Genomic DNA, 21,512 nt, shown 5'->3' on the forward strand with positions numbered 1-21,512 from the left:
CGGACAGATAACATAGACAGAAGGCAGGGAAGGATCCATGAAAGTGAAGATCGCACATCGACATCTGACGGGCGCCAGCCTGGCCGTCATGGCCAGCATGGCGCTGGCCGGCATGGCGCAGGCCCAGGACGCGGCAGCGCCCCCGGCCCCCGCAGCCGCGCCCCAGGCCCAGACGGAAGATGCAGGCGCGCCCCGCAGCGCCGACATTGTCGTCACCGGATCGCGCATCACCACCAGCGGCTTCAACGCGCCGACGCCGACCACGGTGATCGGTGAGGAGCAGATCATCAACAATGCACAGCCCAATGTCTTCAACACCATCGCGCAGCTCCCCTCGCTGCAGGGGTCGACCGGCGCGGCGACCGGCACCTTCAGCACGTCGAGCGGCCTGCAGGGCCTCAGTTCCTTCTCCCTGCGCGGCCTCCAGCCGATCCGCACCCTGACCCTGCTGGATGGCCAGCGCGTCGTCGGCGCGAACGTCACCGGCGTTCCCGACATCAGCATGTTCCCGCAGCTTCTGGTGAAGCGCGTCGACGTGGTGACGGGCGGCGCCTCCGCCTCCTATGGCTCCGACGCGGTCGGCGGCGTCGTCAACTTCATCACCGACACCCGGTTCGAAGGCTTCAAGGGCAATATCCTTGGCAGCATCACGAAATATGGCGACGATGAAACCGCGCTGGTGCAGGCGGCCTGGGGCAAATCCTTCCTCGACGATCGCCTGCATGTCGTGGTGAGCGGCGAATATGACCATGAAGGCGGCGTGGGCGCCGGCAATTTCGGCACGGACCTTGCCGGCAGCCGTGACTGGTACCGCGCGACCACGCTGATGAACACCGGCCAGGCCAATAACGGCCTGCCGCAGTTCAATTATCGCGATTATGCGCAGCCCTATCAATATGCGCTATACGGCCTGATCAACAACGGCCCGTTGCAGGGCATAGCCTTCGACCGGAACGGCATGCCCTATAATTTCAACTATGGATCGGGTGGCCAGCCCCTGGGCAATGGGCAGGTCAGCAATTGCTTCCGCGGCAACAGCTTTTGCGAGGGCGGGGACCTGTCGGGTGCGCCGGGGTCGGGCGCTTCGCTGAAATCGGCGCTGCAACGCATCAATGGCTATACCCGCATCGGCTACGACTTTGCCGACGACAATGAAGCCTATGTGACGGTCAATGTCGCGCAGGTGAAGACCAGCAACCAGCCGAGCCCCGGCTATAACCGGCCCAGCCTGACCGTGCAGTGCGCCAATCCCTTCCTGCCGCAACTGGTGCGTGACCGCTGCGCCACGGCGGGCATCACGGAATTCGGCTTCGGCTCCAGCAACGGCGCCTTCCCGGACCCCAATGTCCATACCGACCGCAGGCAATATCGCTTCGTCGGCGGCCTGAAGGGCAAGGTCGGCGTCGGCGGGACGGACTGGAATTACGACGCCTATTATGAACATGGCATCACCATCTCCGACATCCGGGTGCGCGATATCGTCCTCCAGAACCGCTATGTCGCCGCGACCAACGCCATCACGCTCAACGGCGCCATCGTCTGCGCCGATCCGGCGGCGCGGGCGGCCGGTTGCCAGCCGATCAACATCTTCGGCGGCTTCACCCCGTCGGACGCCGCGCTCGCCTATGTCGCGCCCCATGAGAACGGACCGTTCCAGCATACGAAGCTGACGCAGGACGTCGCCAGCCTGAACTTTTCGGGCAACCCCTTCGAACTGTGGGCCGGACCCGTCTCGGTCGCGTTCGGCGGCGAATATCGCCGCGAATTCTACCGCGTGAACGCCGATCCCTATGGCGCGGGCGTATCGCCGCTCAGCCCGAACAGCGCCGAATATCCGACGGACCCGCTGCTCAACTCGACGCTGGGCAGCAACTGGGCAGCCGGCAACTACAAAAATGGTCGCGGCAAATATGAAGTGTGGGAAGGCTATGTCGAAGTCGACCTGCCGCTGATCAACAGCGACGCCATGGGTCGCGCGAACCTGAACGGCGCGGCCCGCGTCACCAACTACAGCACGTCGGGCACGGTCTGGACGTGGAAGGTCGGCGGCACATGGGACACGCCGCTCGACGGCATCCGCCTGCGCGCGGTGACCTCGCGGGACGTGCGCGCGCCGAACCTGTCGGAACTGTTCGCGGCGCCCACGGTGACGACGCTGCCCAACTTCAACGACCCGTTCCGCAACCAGGCGGTGCAGGTGTTCCAGAACACGATCGGCAACACCAATCTGAAGCCCGAAGTGGCGCGCAACACCGAACTGGGCATCGTGCTCGCGCGGCCGTCCTGGCTGCCGGGCCTCAGCCTGTCCTTCGACTATTATGATATCAAGTTGAAAGGCGTCGTCTCTTCCCTGTCGGCGGACCAGATCGTCCGCTTCTGCTTCGAGGGCAACCAGGCCTTTTGCGGCGGTTTCCAGCTTGATGGGCCGCAGGGCACCAATTTCGTCAATGTCCAGCCCTTCAACCTCGCCTCCTGGAAGACCAGCGGCTTCGACATAGAGGCAAGCTATCAGTGGCAACAGCCGCTGGGCCTGCCGGGCACCTTCACCATCCGGGCGCTGGGCACGCACATCCGCAAGTTCATCGTCAATGCAGGCATTGCGGGCGTTGATCCGGTCGATCAGGCAGGCGCCAACAACGGCGCGACGCCGGACTGGAAATGGCTGGCGGTGCAGACCTATGACAGCGGCCGGTTCAGCTTCACGGTGCAGGAACGCTGGATCAGCGACGGCACCTTCGGCAACCAATATGTGGTGTGCCAGTCGTCCTGCCCGCCCTCGACCGCCAACCACCCGACCATCGACTATAACAGGATGAAGGGCGCCTTCTACGTCGACATCGGCGCAACCTTCAAATTCGGCGACAATCTGTCGATCTACGGCAAGGTGGACAATCTCTTCGACAAGGATCCGGTGGCCGCTCCGCAGACCAACACCGGGCTGGACATCAACCCCGCGCTCTACGACACGCTGGGCCGCATCTACCGCGCGGGGGTTCGCTTCAACTTCTGACCTGCCACTCTCTCCCCCACCTCGTCCCGGCCTTCACCGGCCGGGACTTCTTTGTAACCGGAGTATGTCGATGGTTCGTGGATTGAGCGGGGCCTGCGCGGCGGCGCTGCTGTTGCTGGCGGCGCAGGAGCCTGCTCTCGCTTCGTCCTCTGTCTATACGCGCGCGCCCGACGAGCCGCGCGCCATTACCGTCAAGGCTGTGGGCGACGGCCGGGCGGACGACAGCGCGGCGATCCAGCGCGCCATCGACGCGGCGGCGGAAAAGGGCGGCGGCATCGTCTTCCTGCCGGCCGGCACCTACCGCATCAGCCGGACCATCTTCCTCTGGTCCGGTGTCCGCATCTTCGGCATCGGGGAAAAGCGCCCCGTCATCCTGCTCGGCAGGAGCACGCCGGGCTTTCAGCACGGCGTCGCCCATATGCTGATGTTCACCGCCAACAGGCGCCAGACCGACGGGGACAGCCCGCCCGTTGCCTTCCCCCCGGCGGGCAGCGTTCCGTTCAACAGGAATATCGCGGACGCCAATTCCGGCACCTTCTATTCCGCGCTCGGCAATATCGACTTCCGCATCATGGACGGCAATCCGGCTGCCACCGCGATCCGCTTTCATTCCGCCCAGCACAGCTTCGTCAGCCATGCCGATTTCGACATCGGCTCGGGCCTTGCCGGCCTCTACCATGTCGCCAATGAAGCGGAAGACCTGCATTTCAGGGGCGGGCGCTACGGCATCCTCGCGGAAAAGCCGTCTCCCGCCTGGGGCTTCGCGCTGGTCGACGCCACGTTCGAGGGGCAGCGCGACGCCGCCATTCGCGAACATGAGGCCGGGCTGACGATGATCAATGTCGCCTTCCGCAACGTGCCGGTCGGCATAGAGATCGACCGGGGCTATGGCGATTGGCTCTGGGGCCAGGACCTGCGGTTCGAAAATGTGGCGAAGGCAGGCATCGTCATCTCGAACGAGAAGAATGTCTATACCCAGATCGGCTTTCAGAACGTGCTGGCCGCCAACACGCCTGTCTTCGCCCGTTTCCGGGAAAGCGGCCGCACCATCGCGGGCAAGGGGCCGGATTACAAGATCGCCTCCTTCACCCACGGCCTGACGCTGCCGGGGGTCGGACAAATGGGCGCCTACCGGACGGACATGCAGGCGGAGGCCATGGGCGCCCTGCCGGCCCTGCCGGCTCCTGCCATCCGTCCCTTGCCGCCCGTGTCGGAATGGGTGAGCGTCCGCGCGCTCGGCGCCAAAGGGGATGACAAGACCGACGACACCGCCGCCATTCAGAAGGCGATCGACAGTCACCGCGTCGTCTATCTGCCCGCCGGCTTCTATCATGTCAGCGACACGCTGCGTCTGCGCCCCGATACGGTGCTGCTGGGCCTGCACCCCAGCCTGACGCAGATCGTGCTGCCCGACGGCGCGCCCGCCTGGTCAGGAGTGGGCGCGCCCAAGGCGCTGGTGGAAAGCGCGCAGGGCGGCGACGCCATCGTCGCGGGGCTTGGCCTCAACACCAACGGCGCCAATCCCCGCGCCACGGCGCTGTTGTGGAAGGCCGGCGCCCGTTCCATGGTCAATGATGTCAAATTCCAGGGCGGCCATGGCACCGACCGCTTCGACGGCAGCCGGGTCGATCCCTACAACAACAATGCGACCGGCGATCCCGACGCCGCCCGCCGCTGGGCCGGCCAATATGCCAGCCTCTGGGTCACGCAGGGCGGCGGGGGAACTTTCGCCAATATCTGGAGCCCCAGCACCTTCGGCCATCCGGGCATCCTGATTTCCGACACGGACACGCCCGGCCGCCTCATCCAGGCGTCGGTCGAACATCATGTCCGCACCGAAATCGGCCTGAACCGCGTCGCCAACTGGGAACTGCTCGCCCCCCAGACGGAGGGCGAAGCGGGCGAGAGCGGCGATGCCGTGGCGTTGGAGATCAGGGATTCGCGCAACATATTGGTCGCCAATTTCCACGGCTATCGCGTCACCCGCACCCGGGAGCCCGCACCCGCCGCCGTCACCCTCTACAATTCCCATGACATCCGTTTCCGCAATGTCCATGTGAACGGCGAAAGCGGCCTTGGCACCTGCGATGAAAATGGCTGCGCGACCTTCCTGCGGCTCACCAAATTCCCGTTCGAAAACGCCATTCGCGACGTGACCCACGGGCTCGAGGTGCGTGAACGGGAATTCGCCGTGCTGGATGTGCCCGCCCGACCGGCGCCGGTGAAGTCCGCCAATTTCCTGGGTGGAAATGTGGAGAAGCTGGCCGACGGCTTCCATTCGGCAGGCGGCGGCGCGGTGGACGCGCAGGGGCGGCTCTATTTCATCGATCGCCGGTTCCAGCGCATCTGGCGCTGGTCGGACGCGGGCAGGCTGGAGATGGTGCGCGACGCCTCCCTTGATCCGGTCAACCTCAGCATCGACCGTTCCGGCAATCTGCTCGTCCTCTCCTCCTACGGACGCAACGGCACGGTCTACAGCGTCAGGCCCGGCGCGCCCGACAGCGAGATCAGCGTCATTCCGGCAACGCCCGTCGCCGCCCGCCCGGCCAGAAGGACGGTGCTGCCGGTCAACTGGTGGAACAATGGCGAATTCCGCGACCAGATCGATCCCCAAAGCTACGCGTTCACGACGCTGGCGGAGATGTTCGCGCGCGACATGGCATTGCCCAAGGCGAGCGAATATGTCTCCCCGGACGGCAGCATCGCCCTGCCGGCCTTCCGCACCTTCGCGCAGGGTCCGGCCGACCATCGCGGTCTGCGCTTCTCCGATTCGCTCGACAGCTACGGCTTCATCCAGGGAGAGCCGGGCCAGCGCGTCTTCCTGACCAATGGTTCGGAAAACCGCACCTATAGCGGCCTGCTGGGCGCGAGCGGCGAGATCACCGACCTCCGGCCCTTCGCGGATCGCGGAGGGGAGGGCGTCGCGGTGGATGCGCAGGGGCGGGTCTATGTCGCCAATGGGCAGGTCTTCGTCTATGCCCCCGACGGCAAGGAGATCGGCCGCATCGATGTGCCCGAACGGCCCCTGCAACTTCTCTTCGGCGGGGAAGGGGGCAGAACCCTCTTCATCCTCTCGCACCATGGCCTGTACGCGGCAAGGCCGGGGCGCGATCGGTAAGAGCGATTTCCAAGCGATCGGAACCGATCGCTGGTCAAGAAATCGCGGCAAACAAGGAAACCAGAGCGGCGATCTGATTCAATCAGATCGAAACCCGCTCTATGTTTTTGATGCCGCATCGTTTTTGCGCAAAACCGGTTCCCACTTTTGCGCACGATGCTCTAAGGTCCGCGACGCCGTCCAGGACGGGATCGGTCAGCCTCGCTTCTCCGCCATCCGCGTGCGTGCGCCCCAGCCCAGCAATACGCCGCCCAATATCAGCGCCATGCCAACCAGATGATAGGCGAACAGCGGTTCCCCCAGGATCATCGCGGCCAGGACGGCGCCCAGCAGCGGCATCAGGCTGATCGCCTGTCCGGCCGCGCCGGGCCCCACATGGCTGACCGCCGCATTGAACGACATATAGGCGAGGATGGAGGGAAAGATCGCAACATAGGCTATGGCGGCGACCATGTGTGTGTTCCAGTGTATCTGCGCGATCGCCTGCGCTTCGCTCAGGGCGCCGACACCCATTGCCAGCGCGCCGATGGCGAAGGTCACGAACAGGAAGACCAGCGGATCGATGGGTGGGCGCATGCGGAGGGACGCGGTGTAGATCCCCCATGAGGCGCAGCCGCACAGCACCAGAAAGTCCCCCATGCCCAATCGCAGCCGCAGGATTTCGGACAGCTCGCCCCGGAACACGATGAACGTCACGCCCAGCGTCGACAATGCGATGCCGGCGACCTGGCGCCAGGGCGCCTTGTCGCCGAAAACAACGCTGCCGACGATGACCACCAATGTCGGGATCAATCCCTGCAGCAACATGCTGTTCGCCGCGGTCGTGTAGCGCAGCCCCGAATAGAGGAAGCCGTTGAACGCAGCGACGCCGGCCAGGCCGAGGAGCAGGATCGCGCCCCAATGGCGGCGGATCAGCGCGCGCTGGGCGACGGCCCGGCGCCACGCGAACGGGGCCAGGATCAGGAGCGCCAGCGTCCAGCGGCTGAAGGCCAGCATCAGCGGCGGAATCTCGCCCCGTACCGCCCGTCCGACTATCACATTGCCCGCCCAGAAGGTCATGGTCATGCCCAGCATGGCATAGGCCCGTACCTGCAAGTTCAAAACCGGTCGCCTTTTCACTTCGCTTTCGTCGGCCGCTCCTTAGACGCGGGACGGCCGCGTTGCCAGCCTGCTCTCATCGTCCCTCTGCCGCTACCGGCCTGGGTTGAATGGGGCGGCGGCGCTAGGCGATTTCGATCTGGATGTTGTGGCTATGCTGCCCGATTGGCCGGGGTCGATATGGCCTACCCCTCGGGCAGTCGACATCAGCGTCAGAGTTGTTGCTGGCGGCTGTCCGGGCGGGCATATGCAGGGGGATATTGTTCGGGGGACGTCGTGATGGCTGATGGCCAATCATTCATTGATTACTACAGTGTCTTGCAGGTCAGCCCGAACTGCGATGCGCGCAGGCTGGAGGCCGCCTATCGCCTGCTTGCGAAGATGTACCATCCCGATCATGCGGAAACCGCCGACGTCACGAAGTTCAACGACGTGGTTGCCGCATATAAGGCGCTCAGAAACCCGGAGCAACGCGCGCAATACGACCTCCTCTACTCGGCCAGGACAGGCTTTCGGTTTCAGGCGGAAGATGAAGGGGATGGCGAACAATCGGCTTATGACGACGCGGACGCCCACTCCAAAATTCTGCTGTTCCTGTACAAGAGGAGAAGGGAGAATGCGCAGGATGCCGGCGTGGGGCGCTATTATGTTCAAAAGATGCTCGGCTGTTCAGATGCGCATTTTGAATTCCATCTCTGGTATTTGAAGGCGAAGGGCCTCATCGAAATTACCGAGCATGGGACATTGGCGATCACCATTGAGGGCGTGGATCACGTGATTGCCATGTCTCAGACGGTGATGCGGGAAAAATTGCTGATCGGGCGGACGATCGACCCCTGAAGGCGATTCCAGCCATCGGCCCGAAGCCGTGCACCGGTGGTTTCGGGAAGCATGATTGTTCAGCTGCGACGAACCGACTCCCGCTCACGTCCCGCATGCGCTAAACATGGATCAGTTCGCCGGCGACTGGCGATCCTTTGTCGGAGCGTTCATGGCAGTCGAGATCGAACGGAAATTCCTGGTCGTGAGCGATGCATGGCGAAGGATGGCGGATGCGGGGCGGCCCCTGCGCCAGGGTTATGTCTCGCATGAAGGGCATGCCAGCGTCCGCGTCCGCCTGTCGGGGGACCAGGCATGGCTCACCGTGAAGAGCGCCCGTGCGGGCATGGTCAGGGACGAATTCGAATATGCGATACCGGCTGCGGATGCGGCGGACATGCTCGACCGGCTCTGCACCGATACGCTGATCAGGAAAACGCGTTACCGCGTGCCGCATGACGGCAAGATCTGGGAAGTCGACGTCTTTGCGGGGGCAGCTGAGGGACTGGTGCTGGCAGAGGTCGAGATGCGATCCCTGGACGAACGGTTCGACCTGCCCGATTGGGTGGGGGAGGAGGTGACCGACGACCTGCGTTTCCGCAACTCCGCCATTGCACTCATGCGGGGTTTCGAAGCGGCGGTTTGATCGCGGGATTTTGCCGCAACGGCATATCGGTCAGGGGCGCAGATCGATCGCCGGCTTCTCTGCATCGGGCAGACTTGCGCCCATGATCCGCGCCAGCGTCGGGGCGATGGCGCGCATGTCGACCTGCCCCAGTTTCCGACCGGCGGGAATGCCCTCACCCATCAGCAGGAAGGTTGACTGCAGATGGGCTGGTCCCGGAAAATAGCCGTGCATGCCCTTGATCGGGGCAGGCGCGACCAGCGGCGCGGCAGGCCCGCGGAAGATGTCGGTCACGAAGCCAGGCTGGAGATCGACATAGAAGGCCGCCAGCGGATTGCCGCCCATCTGCGCGATCTGTGCGCGGTCGGCGATGCGCGCAATGCCATAAGCGGGGTCGGCCGCCAGCCTGTCGAGCAGCGCCCTGACCCGCGCGGCGAGCGCCCTGCCATCCGGCCGGGCCAGCATGATCGCGGCCGATCCGCCGGATATCCAGGGCATGGCCAGCCAGGAGGCGACCTTGCCGTCCTGCCCCAGCGTGATCAGCTTTTCGTCGATGAAGGGACGGAACAGGTTGACGGCGCTGTGCGTAGCCTCGAACCCGTGGTCGCTGACCAGCGCGATCACCGCATCGGGATGTGCCTTGCGTTCCGCGGCAACCAGTTGGCCGACGATCTCGTCGATCTGTTCCAGCACAGCATGGGCTTCCGGTGTGTCCGGACCCTTTGCGTGCTGCTCATGGTCAAGCGCGGTCAGATAAACGGTCAGGAAATCCGGCCGATGCGCTTCGATCAGCGCAGTGGCAAAGCGGCCGCGATTTTCATCGCCCGCCAGGCTTTCGTCTATCCCCATGGCATAGGATGTGCCCGTGGCGCGTTCCAGTTCCGCTCGCAGCCCGGGCGTTGCCAAAGCATCCAGCAGCTTGACGTCATCGGCATGGCCGGTGCGCCAGATTTGCGGCAGGTTCCAGGTCACGCCCTTCGCCGCGACGCTGACCGGCCAATGGACATTGCCGGTGGTGAGACCCGCTTTGCTTGCCTCTTCCCACAGGGTCGGCACCTGGATATCGGAAGCATACCAGGTCCAGCCGCCCTGGTTGATCCCGGTGGGATCAAAGCTGTTGTTGGCCGTGATCCCGTGCCGCGCAGGCGCCACGCCGGTGATCAATGTCGTATGGCTTGGATAGGTCAGGGTGGGCAGCACCCCGGTCACTCCGGAGGCGTATGCGCCCTCCCGAACGAAGCGGCGCAGATTGGGGATGGCAAGGCCGCGCTTGTCTGCCTCCAGCACGTCGCCGGGGCGCAGCCCATCGATGGAGATAAGCAGGACCGGGTTCGCCATGGCTGCTCCCGGAAGAGCGGCGAGGGCGGCCAGCAGCAGCGCGACCTTGTTCATCGCCTTAGAACCCGGCCTTCAAGGTGGCGAAGAATTGCGCGGGGGCGCCGACCAGCAGGGTCTGGGCGTCGCCGCTATTGCCGAAGCCGCCCGAACCGATCGTGCCGATATAGCGCTTGTCGAGCAGGTTGGTCGCGTTGAGCTGCAACTCCAGATTCTGGTTGAAGCGATAGCCGACGCTGGCATCCACGATCACCCGGCCCGGTACCGATTGATCATTGGTGTAGGTATAATAGCGGCGCGACATATAGTTGACGCCGATCCGCCCGAACGCGCCCTCATGGTCGTAGCTGATCTCGGCCCGGGCGATATGCTTGGGGCTGTCGACCACAGTCTTGCCCTTGATCGGCGTGACGGTGCCGCTGGCGTCAACCACATCGTCGCGATAGGTCGAATCCGTGTAGCTGTAGGAACCATAGAGGCTGAAACCGCGGCCGAGCGTCAGCGTGCCTGCCGCTTCCACGCCGATTGCGCGGACATTACCGACATTCTGAAGGGCGGATGCGAAGCCCTGAATGGGGCTGCCGACCTGCACCGCGAGGAGACGGTTGCGGAAGTTGACCAGATATGCGCCAATCACGCCGTTGAAGATGCCGTCATGATGACGCAGGCCCAGTTCATAGGTGTCCGACGCTTCGGGTTTCAGGCTGCCCTTGATCGCGTCGAAGCCGGCCTGGCTGGTCGAGAAGGGGCCGGTCGTCGTCGCGCTGGCGAAGGCGCGGGTCGCCTGGGTGAACCCGCCGAAAACTTCCGTCTGCGGGGACAGTTCCACCGCGAAACCGGCATGCGGCTGGAACCAGTCCTCCGCCTTGATGCGCCCCTCCGGGAAGCTGGCCTTGACGACGGCATCGGCTTCGTTCGTGACCTTGAAGCCCTTCCAGCCCAGGTTGATCTTCACCATGCCAAGGTCGATCTTGTCCTGGACATAATATTGGGCGGTGTCGGTGGTGAAGTCGAATTCCCACTGCGTTGCAAAGGGATTTGTCGGATAGTCGCGGAAGTTGAGGCCCGGCTCGGTCCGGCTGGCGAACGCATAGAAACGGCGGGCCTGGTTGAACCTGTTGTTCTCATACCAACCGCCGACGGTGAAATTCTGTATGCCCAGCGCGAAGTCGACGCTGCCGAAGACGCCGATCCGGTCCATCTCATATTCGGTGGTGCGAACCGACATCGGCACGCCATTGGGACTGGGTACATAGGGCGTCGCCCACAGGCCCATGCCCTTATTGTGGTGGTAATAGCCCTTGAGCTTGAAGCTGGCCTGTTCGCCCAAGGGTGCGGCGATGCCGACCGCGCCCAGCCAGTCCTTGCGCAGGCCGGCGGCATCATAATAGGCGTCGTCCGCGCTGGTGACGTTGCCGGGATAGACCTGCCCCGTGGCGACCAGCGCCCCGCTATAGTCGTAGCGCCCATCGGGGAAGGGCGACCCGCCGCTGTTGCTGACCCGGTCCACGTCGTTGAGGCGGCTGGCATAATCGATCGCGCGGGCATAGTCGGGATAGGTGTTGTCCCAATTCCAGCCGAGCCGGCGGATCATGGACATCGACATGTCCTGATAATCCTGTTCACGCCGGTCGGAATAGCTGAGCCAACCGTCGACCGTCACGTCACCGACCGGGATCACGACCTTGGCATTGCCCATATGCTGGTCCTGCGTGCCATTGCCCTTATATTTGTCGGTCGAACCATAGGCATAAGAGGCATAGCCGCGGATGCCGTCGCGGCGGCCCAGCGCCAGGCGGGCGAAGGCGCGCCAGGTTTCATTGCTGCCATAGGTAAGGTTGCCCTGGCCAGCCAGCGCGCCGCCGCTCAGATAATCGGCCGGATCGGCGGAGAAGGTTTCCACAGTGCCGCCCAGCGCATTGGTCGCCTGGGTGCCGATGGAGCCGGCCCCCTGCGAAACGCGCACATTGCCGATATTTTCAGAACTGATGGCGCGGGTGATGTGCAGGCCATTATGGTTGCCATAGCTCATGTCGCCCAGCGGAATGCCGTCGAAGGTGAAGCCGAGCTGATTCTGGTTGAAGCTGCGGATGGTGACGCGCTGCGACCATTCATAATTGCCGAACGGATCAGCCGACTGGAAATTGACGCTGGGCAGCTTTTCGATGGCCTTCAGCGGGTTGGTGCCGGGCGTCAGCGTGACGATGTCCTGCGCCTGGATTTCCTGAACCTGACGGGTTTCGCCCCGGCCGAAGACGATGATGTTCGCATCTTCGGCTGCTGCTTCCGCCGCTGATGGCGCAGGCGCGGTTTCCTGCGCGAAGGCTGGCATGGCGATCATGGCCGTGGAGGCCATCAGCAAGGTTGTGGTGATACGCATGTGAACTTCCCCTTTTTCCGCAATCGTGGATTGGGGGGCGCCCTAGCGGCTCAATGTTGCACTGCGATGTGGAGTGTTTGACGGGAGGGAGACGTTTCCGTGACGGTGCTGTCACAATGCCGGTGCATGCATGGCCCGGCAGTGACGGCGTGAATTTCCCTAACCCTCGCGAGCGACCTGGAACCCGGCAAAGGACTGGGTGACCGGCATGAGTTCGATGCGATTGAGATTGATGTGGGGCGGCTGGCTGGCGACCCAGAACAGGGTTTCGGCGATATCCTCCGCCGTCATCGGATTGGCGGCCCCATAGAGCGCGTCCGAAGCCGCCTGGCTGCCGGTGCGGACCAGGGTGAATTCGGTTTCGACCATGCCCGGCTCGATCGACGTCACGCGCACGCCGGTGCCATGCAGGTCAGACCGCAGCCCCAGAGAAAACTGGCTGACGAACGCCTTGGTGCCGCCATAGACATTGCCGCCCGTATAGGGATAGGTCGCCGCGACCGAGCTGATGTTGATGATCGCTCCCCTGCGCGCGATCAGGCGGGGCAACAGCTTGTGGGTGATGGTGACCAGGCTGGTGACATTGGTGTCGATCATCTGGCGCCATTGGTCGAGATCGGCCTGTTGTGCGGGCGCCGTACCCAGCGCCAGTCCGGCATTGTTGATCAACAGGTCGACATCGGCAAAGTCCGCGGGCAGTTCGGCCAGGGCGGCGTCGATGGCGCCTTCGTCGCGCATGTCGAAGCTGATCGCATGCACCTTTTCCTCGCCCAGTTCCCCGACCAACGCCTCCAGCCGTTCGGCGCGGCGGCCAGTGACGACCACCTTCCATCCGGCAGCGACAAAGCGCCGCGCGGACGCGGCACCGATGCCAGCGGTTGCTCCGGTGATCAGCGCCGTTCCTGCCATGCTTCATTCCATCCTGTCAGCCAATGACGGGGGATGTAAGCCGATTTGCGGCAATGCCAAGCGCCATTTGTCAGGCAATGGTCACGACGCGCGCATGTCCCTTCCGGTCGAGCGGCTTCACCACGACCTTGTCGCCCATCCGGTCGAAGGCGATGTCGACCGCCGCGTCCCCGAGGCGCAGGCCGTAGAGCGTCAGCTCGTCGATGAAGCGGGGCAGGGTGGGGTCGCGCAGGGCGATCTCTGCCCCTGCGACATCGAAGGTCAGGCCCAGGCTCGACTGGATCAGCGACAGGGGCGCCGCCGCGGACCAGGCCTGCGGACTGCACGCCACGGGGTAGAAGGTCGGGCCCTGCGCCCGCCGCCGGGGAAAGCCGCAGAACAGCTCGGGCAACCGCATCAGGTCGACATAGGTCGCGGCGGCGAACAGCCCTTCGAAGATCTGCGCCGCCTGCGCGCGATAGCCATAGCGGGAGAAGCCTGCGGCGATCAGCGCATTGTCATGCGGCCAGATCGATCCGTTATGGTAGCTCATCGGGTTGTAGCGCGCCTCTGTCGAGGCGATGGTCCGCACGCCCCAGCCGGAAAAGGAAGCGGGCGCCATCAGTGTGTGTACCACCATATCCGCGCGCTCTTCCCTGGCGAGTCCGGTGAACAGCACGTGTCCGGCATTGGAGGAGCGGACGCGGCACGGCCTCTTTTCCCCATCCAGGGCCAGCACATAGGTGCCGATCCCGGCGTCGAAAAAGGCGGCGTCGAACCGGTCTCGCAGATCGTCCGCCCGCGCCCGATGGTTCAGCGCCTTGTCCCGGTCGCCCAGCGCAGTGAAGATCGCCTCCGCCGCCCGCCAGGCGCCGTAGACATAGGCCTGCACCTCCGCCAGCGCGATCGGGCCGCGCGCAATGGTGCCATCGGCGTGGAAGACCGAATCATGGCTGTCCTTCCACCCCTGATTGACCAGCCCCTGATCGGTCAGTCGACCATATTCCACGAAGCCGTCGCCGTCGCGGTCGCCATGCTCGTCTATCCATCTGAGCGCAGCCTCGACATTTGGCAGGATGGAGGCGATGAAGCCGCCGTCGCCCGTTCGTTCCAGATAGGCGCCGGCCAGCATGACGAACAGCGGCGTCGAATCGATGCTGCCATAATAATGGCGGAAGGGGACTTCCCCCAGTTCCGCCATTTCGCCATGGCGCACTTCATGCAGGATCTTGCCCGGTTCTGCATCGGCGGCGGCGTCGTAGGCGGTCGCCTGGTTCGCGGCCAGATAGCCCAGGACTCCCCGACTGATCGCCGGGTCCAGCCATAGCGTCTCCAACGCGGTGATGATCGCATCGCGCCCGAACACAGTGCTGAACCACGGAATGCCGGCATAGGGATAGGGCCCATATTCGGTGTCGGTCGACAACATGGTAATGTCGGCGACGGATCGCCGTGTAACCTCGTTGAACAACTGGTTGGATGATATGATGGTCGCCCCGCGCGTACGCGCCTGTTTCAACGCCTGCATCGATTCGCGCAGCGTCTTGAGGAAATGCTTGGACAGGTCACCTGCCGGCTCGTCGTCCCGCGGTTGACAACAGATGAGCAGGTAGAGCGTGCGCCGCTCACCGGGCGGAACGCTCACCTCGAACCGCGCCCGGCTTTCCGTCAGAATCTGCGGCGCCGGGTCGAAGCACAGCAAGGTTTCGCGCCGCATGTCGTCGCGCCCGTCATAGCCAAGCCGTACGGACCGGGGGCCAATCACCGGCTCACGCATGGTTCCGCGCCGCAGCCGGGTCATGCCGCGTATTTCGAACAGGTCCGCAAAATCAGCGGCGAAGCTGATATTCACCTCCACCGTGCGGACTTCGGTGTCGAAATTGCGGATCGTGATCCGTTCATGGACCGCACCTTCCCACAGGAAACGGGTGCGACGCAGGTGGATGAGATCATGTTCCACTGCCACTTGTCCGTCCTCGCCCGTGAAATCGGGATTGGTAAGGTCGCAGGTGAGCATCGCGTTATCGTCGCGAAGGCCTGAACTGAGCAGGATCGGCCGGGTGTCGTTGATGGTGAGATAGAGATGCGACAAATGCCGGGTGTCGCGATGATACAGCCCTTCCGGACTGCCCGGACCCGCGATCGCGTCGCCGCTATGGTCGAAGACGGCGAAGCTGTCTCCATGTTTCAGCGTTCGGGGGCGTCGCTCATGGAGCGACGCCGTCGCCGGAATGAAGAATTGCGTTTGCGCCTGCGACAGCGCCTGTCCTGGATTGCCGGTACCGGGGTCCATGGCGCCGGGATCGACATTCCGGACCGGAGGGGTCGGGTTTTCCGGCTGCAACTGGCTTGCCGTCATGCCTCTCTCCTGATCTTATCCCACGGCCTGAAGTTCCGAACCTTCGCCGCGTAACCGGCGCAGCATCGCGGCCTGCGTCCGCGCACCGGGAAGATCGTGATAAAGCTGAACATAATCGGCGGCCATCCGCTCTGCCGTGAAGCGTGCGTCAAAGGCGGCGCGTACCTTCGCGCGGTCGAGCTCGTGGAGCCTGTGGACCGCCTCGACTGCTTCGTCCTCGCTTTCGACGATATAGCCCGACCGGCCATGGTCGATCACTTCCGGGACGGACCCGCAGCGAAAAGCGATGACCGGGGTGGCGCAGGCCATGGCCTCTATCATCACCAGGCCAAAGGGTTCGGGCCAGTCGATGGGAAACAGCAGAGCGCTTGCACGGCTCAGAAATTCCGCCTTCTGCGCCTCGTTGATCTCCCCGACATAGTAGACATTGGGATAACGCTCGATAAGCGGTGCGATCTCCTGCTCCCAATAGGCGCGGTCCACCGCGTCGATCTTCGCCGCCATCCTGAGCGGCAATCCCGATCGCGCGGCGATGCGGATGGCCCGGTCGGGGCGCTTTTCCGGCGAAATCCGGCCAAGAAATGCGAGATAGCCCTCGCCCTGACCGATGCGGGGCAGCAGCAGGTCGGCCGGCAGGCCGTGATGGATGGTCCTCGCCCAGTTCACCGGCGGCATCGGCAGCCGCTGATGGTCGGAAATGGACACCAGGCTGTGATCGGGAAAGGCGCGGTAGAAGGCGGGAAGATCAGGCAGGTCCAGCCGGCCGTGCAGCGTCGTCACGCAGCGGCCGAGGAAATCCTGCACCAGCGGCATGTGGATGAGGTCGATGTGGAAATGCAGGGCGTCGAATTCATCCGCCCTACGGCGCACCGCGTCGAGCAGGATCATATGGTAGGGAATGGGATCGCGCACGTCCGGATTGAGCCGCAGCGCCATGTCGGTCACCGGCACCAGTTCCGCCTGGGTCACCGAATCGCCGCTGGCGAACAGCGTCACCTCATGACCCTGCCTCACCAGTTCTTCGGTCAGATAGGACACGATGCGTTCGGTGCCGCCATAGAGGCGCGGCGGCACGCTTTCGGCAAGCGGAGCGATTTGTGCGATTTTCATGGTCGGGGGCATCCCTTTCGTGAAGAGAGCGCCTCCACCGATCCCCCGACCTGCGATGGGCGCCCATCGTTAAAAGCGTGAACGGCCTGCAGGTTGCATGGCCATTGCGCTTTCATGTCAGGATTTTTCCGTTGGGTGAGCCTGCTCGGCCGGTCGCCGGAAAGCGCCCGTCCGCATCATTTTCCAAGCCGCTGACTTCGGTCTGACATAGTCGCCACCTAGGAAAGCCTCAGCGAGAATCTGGCTGGCCGGTCCGAAGAGGGGGCGGACATGGCCTTGGAATATGGAGAGCGAGTTGACGATCCTCACGATCGATTTCGAGGCGTCGTGCCTGCCCCGGCATGGCCTGTCCTATCCCATCGAAGTCGGCATAGCCTGCAATGGCAAGGCGCGAAGCTGGCTGATCCGGCCGCATGACGATTGGGCGGGCTGGCATTGGTCGGCCGAGGCGGAGGGGCTGCACGGCCTGACCCTCGATCGGGTCTTCCGCGAGGGCCTGCCCGTCGAAACCGTGCTGGCGGAATTGACCGATGCCTGCGGGAAATCGCGGATGGTGGCCGACAGCATGATCGACCAATATTGGCTCGACACCCTGGCTGATGCGGCAGGGCAGGCCACGCCCTTCCTGATCGACCATGTTTCGCTGCTGCTTGACGAACATCGCGCAAGCGAGCGGCAGATCATGGATGCGGTCGCCTTTGCCGACGCGCTTCACCCGCAACGTCACCGGGCGGCGAGTGATGCGCTATGGCTGTCGTCACTGCTGGAACATGTCGCCAGTCACAAGGTCGAGGCTCCCATCCTGATGCGCATGGCGTGACAGATCGGCCATCGGAATAGATGGTGGGGAAGGATACGGGTCGCGCCTCATGTCCTCCCACCCGCCTGGGTCGGAAAATGCTTGAGCAACAATTTGTAACGCTCGGCAAATTTCGGAGACATTCAGTCCGCCTAAAGCCTGATGACCATTTCCGGTTGTCAGGGAGAAGGCTCCATGTTGCTCATTCTTGCGTCCAGCGCGGCGGCGCTCGCCGTCGCCACGCCAATCCACAGCGCTGAAATCGCCCATGCATCGAACGCCTATCAGGCGCGCTACGAAACCGAATCGACCGTCCGCTTCCGTGAGGTCGAATCGCGTTTGGCCAATCGTCCGTCCATGCCGGTATGCCGCTGGCAGGCCGAACTGGTGGTGAACCGCGACGTCGCGACGCAGGGTCGCACGCTGGCTGCCGTCGCCAAGCCGATCCACCGCTTTGCTCCGCTGTCGGGCAGCCATGCCGGCAGCTGCACTGCCGCCCGCGATGAAATCCAGGCGGAAGTCGCGCGCCATCACAGCGCCCGTGCGGCCCAGGCCGTAGCCGTGGCGCAGCAGGACCGTGCCGTGTTGCTGGGTGAACTGGACGGCATTCAGGCACTGTCCACAAAGGGTTCGTAACCCGCGAATGAGTCCACCGCTCATTTTGATCGCGGAGGCCCAGCGGGATGCGCGCCACGACGTGCGCCAGTCGCTGGAGGAGAACGGGTTTCGGGCCCTCGCCGCTGCCTCCGCGAACGAAATCTGGAATGCGATAGACAGCATGCCCGTTGGAGCGGTCGTGCTGGATGCTGCTTTGCGTGGTCCGGACGGCATGGATCTGTGTCGCGACGTGCGCGAACGCAGCGACGTGCCGATCATCCTGGTCGGCGCCAACAGCAGTGAGGTCGACCGCGTGGTCGGGCTGGAACTGGGCGCCGACGATTACATGGCGAAGCCCTATTCGACGCGCGAGCTGGCCGCCCGCCTGCGCGCCGTGCTGCGGCGGGGACGCAGCGAACGAGCCCTGGGCGCGCGCCGCCCGGCCGAGGCGCGGTTCGAAGGATGGGTGGTGGATTCCTCCCGGCGCGAAGTTCTCGATCCCGACGGTGCGCAGGTCGAGTTGACCGCAGCCGAATTTTCGTTGCTTCTGGTTTTGCTCGATCATCCGCAGGTGGTGATCGCCCGTCCGCGCCTGATGGAACTGGCCGGCGTGCGCGACACGCCATCCTCCGACCGCAGCGTTGACGTGCTGGTCAGCCGGTTGCGGCGCAAGCTGAGCCATGGCGGCCGGCCCGCGCCCATCGTTACGGTGCGCGGCGGCGGATATATGTTCAGCGCCGAGGTCGACCGGCGCTGATCCACCCGGGCGCGGCTGAATGTTTCTCTTCCATTGCATTGATTCTGCGGCAAAATCGGACGAACCGCGAGCTTGATCGCGCTTTCCATCGCTCAGACATATTATTTAACAAAGCCGCTGCGACGCAGCAAAAACGCTTCCCTATTGTGCATCCTCAAGGCCGGTCTGCCCCTGACCGGTCACCAGACAAGAAGGATGCAACGACATGAACGATCTGATCGGTCGCGTCTTCAGCTTCGAAAGCCATGTCTTTCCGAACCAGAGCGCGCTTTACAACCGCCTCGCCAGCGATGGGCAGAACCCCAAGGCGCTGATGATCTCCTGCGCGGACTCGCGCATCGTGCCGGAACATATCATGCAGGCTGATCCGGGCGACCTGTTCGTCTGCCGCAATGCCGGCAACATCGTGCCGCCCCATGCAACGCAGAATGGCGGCGTGACCTCCACGGTCGAATATGCCGTCATGGTACTGGGCGTGCGCGACATCATCGTGTGCGGCCACAGCGATTGCGGCGCGATGAAGGCGCTGTCCACCAATGCCGACCTGAGCGCCATGCCCAATGTCGCCGCCTGGCTGCGTCACAGCCATGCCGCGCAGAAGGTCTGTCGCGAAAGCTACCCCGCCGATCTCAGCGATGCGGAGAAGCTGCGCAACATGGCACTTGAGAATGTGGTGGCGCAACTCGCCCATCTGCGCACCCATCCGTCCGTTGCGTCGGGCATTGCCCGCGGCGAGATCGCCCTGCACGGCTGGTATGTCGATATCCATGCCGGCCACGTTCTGGGCCTTGACGGCGAGACCGGCCGTTTCCTGCCTCTGCGTGAAGGTCAGCCGCTGCCCGTGGCGCTGCCCCACGCCAAGCGACTGGCGGTCGACATCGCCTATGCCGAGGCCGCGGAGTAAACCCATGCTCAAGGCATTTTCCGGCGGTACCTTCAGCCGCGACTTCACGGCCTCCATTGTCGTCTTCCTGGTGGCGATGCCGCTCTGCATGGGTATCGCCGTTGCTTCCGGGGTGCCGCCGGAAAAGGGTCTGATCACGGGCATGATCGGCGGTCTGATCGTCGGCCTGCTGGCGGGTTCGCCCCTTCAGGTCAGCGGCCCGGCGGCGGGCCTGGCGGTCATCGTCTTCGAAATCGTGCAGAAACAGGGGCTGTCCGCTCTCGGGCCGATCCTGATCCTGGCCGGTGCCATTCAGGTGATTGCAGGGCTGCTGCGGGTAGGCGGCTGGTTCCGCGCGATCTCGCCCGCGGTCGTGCACGGCATGCTGGCGGGTATCGGCGTGCTGATCGTCGTCGGCCAGTTTCATGTGCTTTTCGACGACAAGCCGCTTTCGAGCGGCCTTGCCAATCTGGTCGCCATGCCAGGGCAGATTTTCGGCCTCAGCAATCAGGACGCAGCCACCGCCTTCGCGGTCGGCCTCGTCACCATCGGCGGCATGCTGGGTTGGGAGAAGCTGCGTCCTGCCTCGATGAAGCTGCTCCCGGGTGCTCTTGTCGGCGTGGTGCTGGCGACCCTGGTCGCCTTTTCCCTCGGCTTGCCCGTCGCGCGCGTCGTGGTGCCGGAATCGATCGTCTCGGCCATTTCGCTGCCGGGCGATAACCTGGTCCAGCAGCTCCTGAATCCGACGACCATCACCACGGCCATCGCCATCGCCTTCATCGCCAGTGCCGAAACGCTGCTGTCCGCGGCGGCGGTCGACAGGATGCATGACGGCGTTCGCACCAACTACAACCGGGAGCTCAGCGCACAGGGCGTGGGCAACCTGCTCTGCGGCGTGGCGGGTGCATTGCCGATGACTGGCGTGATCGTCCGCAGTTCGGCCAACGTCCAGGCCGGCGCCCGGACGCGGTTGTCGGCGATCCTGCACGGCGTCTGGATTCTGGGCTTCGTCGCCCTGCTCCCCTGGTTGCTGCGCGAAATTCCCATGGCGGCGCTGGCAGGCGTCCTTGTGGTCACCGGCGTGCGTCTGGTGAGCGTCGACCATGTAAAGCATCTTCTCCACCGCTATGGCCCGCTTCCCGCCGTGGTGTGGGCGGCGACGCTGATCTGCGTCGTGGCGACTGACCTGCTGACCGGCGTTCTGGTCGGCATCGGCCTCTCGCTGCTGGAGCTTCTGCCCCATGCCCGCCGTCTCCGGTTGAGCGTGGACGAGGAAAGCCGCGAAGAAGCGCATGAAGTTGCACTGCACGGCACGGCCACTTTCCTCAACCTGCCGAAGCTGTCGGCCAGGCTTGAGGGGCTTCCTTCCGGAAGGCTCGTCATCCTGAACGTCGAGCGCCTGAGCCATATCGACCATACTTGTGCGGAAATGGTCCGCGAATGGGTGGACCGTCGTCGGGGTACCGGAGCGCAGGTCGAACTGTTCGGCGCCACCGGCCGCATGCGCCACCTCGCCGCCTGATACTACCCCCTCGTCAGGCGTCGAACGAGCCGCCGCATCGCTCCTGAAGCGATGCGGCGGTTTATTTATGATATATATTAGAAACAATATAGAAATATTAGGAAATCCAAAAGACAATAATCGTGTTGCAGGCAACACAGTGACGACATTCCTTCTCGCAGGTGCGAAAAGTCGTTTCCCCATTTGGCATAGTCCTCATAACCTGCCTGCGA

15 protein-coding genes are annotated in these 21,512 nt (G+C 64.0%); 9 read left to right on the forward strand and 6 right to left on the reverse strand.

Annotated features, from left to right (window positions below):
* Positions 1-37 precede the first annotated feature (37 nt).
* Positions 38-3,010: a TonB-dependent receptor plug domain-containing protein gene (locus MRBLMC3_RS14090; RefSeq protein ID WP_363829758.1), complete on the forward strand. Its 2,973-nt coding sequence runs from the start codon at positions 38-40 to the stop codon at positions 3,008-3,010.
* 70 nt (positions 3,011-3,080) lie between these two features.
* On the forward strand, positions 3,081-6,128 hold the full coding sequence (locus MRBLMC3_RS14095) for a glycosyl hydrolase family 28-related protein (RefSeq protein ID WP_363829760.1): 3,048 nt from the start codon (positions 3,081-3,083) through the stop codon (positions 6,126-6,128).
* A gap of 195 nt (positions 6,129-6,323) precedes the next feature.
* Here the strand turns inward: MRBLMC3_RS14095 and MRBLMC3_RS14100 are convergent, their stop codons facing one another.
* Complete coding sequence (locus MRBLMC3_RS14100; protein WP_363829763.1) at positions 6,324-7,229, reverse strand: DMT family transporter; 906 nt, start codon at positions 7,227-7,229, stop codon at positions 6,324-6,326.
* A 276-nt stretch (positions 7,230-7,505) separates the two neighbouring features.
* Between MRBLMC3_RS14100 and MRBLMC3_RS14105 the strand changes: the two genes are divergently transcribed.
* Together MRBLMC3_RS14105 and MRBLMC3_RS14110 are read left to right on the forward strand one after the other, a co-directional pair.
* Positions 7,506-8,066 carry a DnaJ domain-containing protein gene (locus MRBLMC3_RS14105; RefSeq protein ID WP_363737311.1) on the forward strand — a complete coding sequence of 187 codons (561 nt, stop codon included), beginning with the start codon at positions 7,506-7,508 and terminating at the stop codon, positions 8,064-8,066.
* Positions 8,067-8,172: 106 nt separating this feature from the next.
* The gene (locus MRBLMC3_RS14110) at positions 8,173-8,691 is read left to right on the forward strand and encodes a CYTH domain-containing protein (RefSeq protein WP_363737310.1); all 519 of its coding nucleotides are present in this window, start codon (positions 8,173-8,175) and stop codon (positions 8,689-8,691) included.
* A gap of 30 nt (positions 8,692-8,721) precedes the next feature.
* Here the strand turns inward: MRBLMC3_RS14110 and MRBLMC3_RS14115 are convergent, their stop codons facing one another.
* The 5 genes from MRBLMC3_RS14115 to MRBLMC3_RS14135 all read right to left on the reverse strand — a co-directional run bounded on the left by MRBLMC3_RS14115 (position 8,722) and on the right by MRBLMC3_RS14135 (position 16,742).
* Positions 8,722-10,062 (reverse strand): alkaline phosphatase family protein, encoded by a 1,341-nt coding sequence (locus tag MRBLMC3_RS14115; RefSeq protein ID WP_363829765.1) that lies wholly within the window; start codon positions 10,060-10,062, stop codon positions 8,722-8,724.
* 4 nt (positions 10,063-10,066) lie between these two features.
* Positions 10,067-12,385, reverse strand: a complete 2,319-nt coding sequence (locus MRBLMC3_RS14120; RefSeq protein WP_363829767.1) for a TonB-dependent receptor — start codon at positions 12,383-12,385, stop codon at positions 10,067-10,069.
* Between the two features lie 159 nt (positions 12,386-12,544).
* Entirely contained in the window at positions 12,545-13,294 is a 750-nt protein-coding gene (locus MRBLMC3_RS14125) for an SDR family NAD(P)-dependent oxidoreductase (protein WP_363829769.1), read from the reverse strand.
* A 70-nt stretch (positions 13,295-13,364) separates the two neighbouring features.
* Positions 13,365-15,632, reverse strand: a complete 2,268-nt coding sequence (locus MRBLMC3_RS14130; RefSeq protein WP_363829772.1) for an amylo-alpha-1,6-glucosidase — start codon at positions 15,630-15,632, stop codon at positions 13,365-13,367.
* Positions 15,633-15,647: 15 nt separating this feature from the next.
* Entirely contained in the window at positions 15,648-16,742 is a 1,095-nt protein-coding gene (locus MRBLMC3_RS14135; RefSeq protein ID WP_363829774.1) for a glycosyltransferase family 4 protein, read from the reverse strand.
* A 283-nt stretch (positions 16,743-17,025) separates the two neighbouring features.
* Between MRBLMC3_RS14135 and MRBLMC3_RS14140 the strand changes: the two genes are divergently transcribed.
* The 5 genes from MRBLMC3_RS14140 (at position 17,026) to MRBLMC3_RS14160 (ending at position 21,300) form a co-directional block, all read left to right on the forward strand.
* Positions 17,026-17,562 carry a hypothetical protein gene (locus tag MRBLMC3_RS14140; protein WP_363829776.1) on the forward strand — a complete coding sequence of 179 codons (537 nt, stop codon included), beginning with the start codon at positions 17,026-17,028 and terminating at the stop codon, positions 17,560-17,562.
* A 174-nt stretch (positions 17,563-17,736) separates the two neighbouring features.
* Positions 17,737-18,177 carry a hypothetical protein gene (locus MRBLMC3_RS14145; RefSeq protein WP_363737303.1) on the forward strand — a complete coding sequence of 147 codons (441 nt, stop codon included), beginning with the start codon at positions 17,737-17,739 and terminating at the stop codon, positions 18,175-18,177.
* 7 nt (positions 18,178-18,184) lie between these two features.
* On the forward strand, positions 18,185-18,895 hold the full coding sequence (locus tag MRBLMC3_RS14150) for a response regulator transcription factor (protein ID WP_133652844.1): 711 nt from the start codon (positions 18,185-18,187) through the stop codon (positions 18,893-18,895).
* Positions 18,896-19,100: 205 nt separating this feature from the next.
* On the forward strand, positions 19,101-19,799 hold the full coding sequence (locus tag MRBLMC3_RS14155; RefSeq protein ID WP_363737301.1) for a carbonic anhydrase: 699 nt from the start codon (positions 19,101-19,103) through the stop codon (positions 19,797-19,799).
* Between the two features lie 4 nt (positions 19,800-19,803).
* Complete coding sequence (locus MRBLMC3_RS14160; protein WP_363737300.1) at positions 19,804-21,300, forward strand: SulP family inorganic anion transporter; 1,497 nt, start codon at positions 19,804-19,806, stop codon at positions 21,298-21,300.
* The last annotated feature ends 212 nt before the right edge of the window (positions 21,301-21,512 follow it).

This window comes from Sphingobium sp. LMC3-1-1.1 (genome assembly GCF_040676285.1).
GTDB lineage: Bacteria > Pseudomonadota > Alphaproteobacteria > Sphingomonadales > Sphingomonadaceae > Sphingobium.

What these genes read in the sequence shown, in the direction of transcription:
- MRBLMC3_RS14090 (WP_363829758.1), top strand. Translation starts at nt 38, where the DNA reads ATGAAAGTGAAGATCGCACATCGACATCTGACGGGCGCCAGCCTGGCC.
- MRBLMC3_RS14095 (WP_363829760.1), top strand. Translation starts at nt 3,081, where the DNA reads ATGGTTCGTGGATTGAGCGGGGCCTGCGCGGCGGCGCTGCTGTTGCTG.
- MRBLMC3_RS14105 (WP_363737311.1), top strand. Translation starts at nt 7,506, where the DNA reads ATGGCTGATGGCCAATCATTCATTGATTACTACAGTGTCTTGCAGGTC.
- MRBLMC3_RS14110 (WP_363737310.1), top strand. Translation starts at nt 8,173, where the DNA reads ATGGATCAGTTCGCCGGCGACTGGCGATCCTTTGTCGGAGCGTTCATG.
- MRBLMC3_RS14115 (WP_363829765.1), bottom strand. Translation starts at nt 10,062, where the DNA reads ATGAACAAGGTCGCGCTGCTGCTGGCCGCCCTCGCCGCTCTTCCGGGA.
- MRBLMC3_RS14120 (WP_363829767.1), bottom strand. Translation starts at nt 12,385, where the DNA reads ATGCGTATCACCACAACCTTGCTGATGGCCTCCACGGCCATGATCGCC.
- MRBLMC3_RS14125 (WP_363829769.1), bottom strand. Translation starts at nt 13,294, where the DNA reads ATGGCAGGAACGGCGCTGATCACCGGAGCAACCGCTGGCATCGGTGCC.
- MRBLMC3_RS14130 (WP_363829772.1), bottom strand. Translation starts at nt 15,632, where the DNA reads ATGACGGCAAGCCAGTTGCAGCCGGAAAACCCGACCCCTCCGGTCCGG.
- MRBLMC3_RS14135 (WP_363829774.1), bottom strand. Translation starts at nt 16,742, where the DNA reads ATGAAAATCGCACAAATCGCTCCGCTTGCCGAAAGCGTGCCGCCGCGC.
- MRBLMC3_RS14140 (WP_363829776.1), top strand. Translation starts at nt 17,026, where the DNA reads ATGGAGAGCGAGTTGACGATCCTCACGATCGATTTCGAGGCGTCGTGC.
- MRBLMC3_RS14145 (WP_363737303.1), top strand. Translation starts at nt 17,737, where the DNA reads ATGTTGCTCATTCTTGCGTCCAGCGCGGCGGCGCTCGCCGTCGCCACG.
- MRBLMC3_RS14150 (WP_133652844.1), top strand. Translation starts at nt 18,185, where the DNA reads ATGAGTCCACCGCTCATTTTGATCGCGGAGGCCCAGCGGGATGCGCGC.
- MRBLMC3_RS14155 (WP_363737301.1), top strand. Translation starts at nt 19,101, where the DNA reads ATGAACGATCTGATCGGTCGCGTCTTCAGCTTCGAAAGCCATGTCTTT.
- MRBLMC3_RS14160 (WP_363737300.1), top strand. Translation starts at nt 19,804, where the DNA reads ATGCTCAAGGCATTTTCCGGCGGTACCTTCAGCCGCGACTTCACGGCC.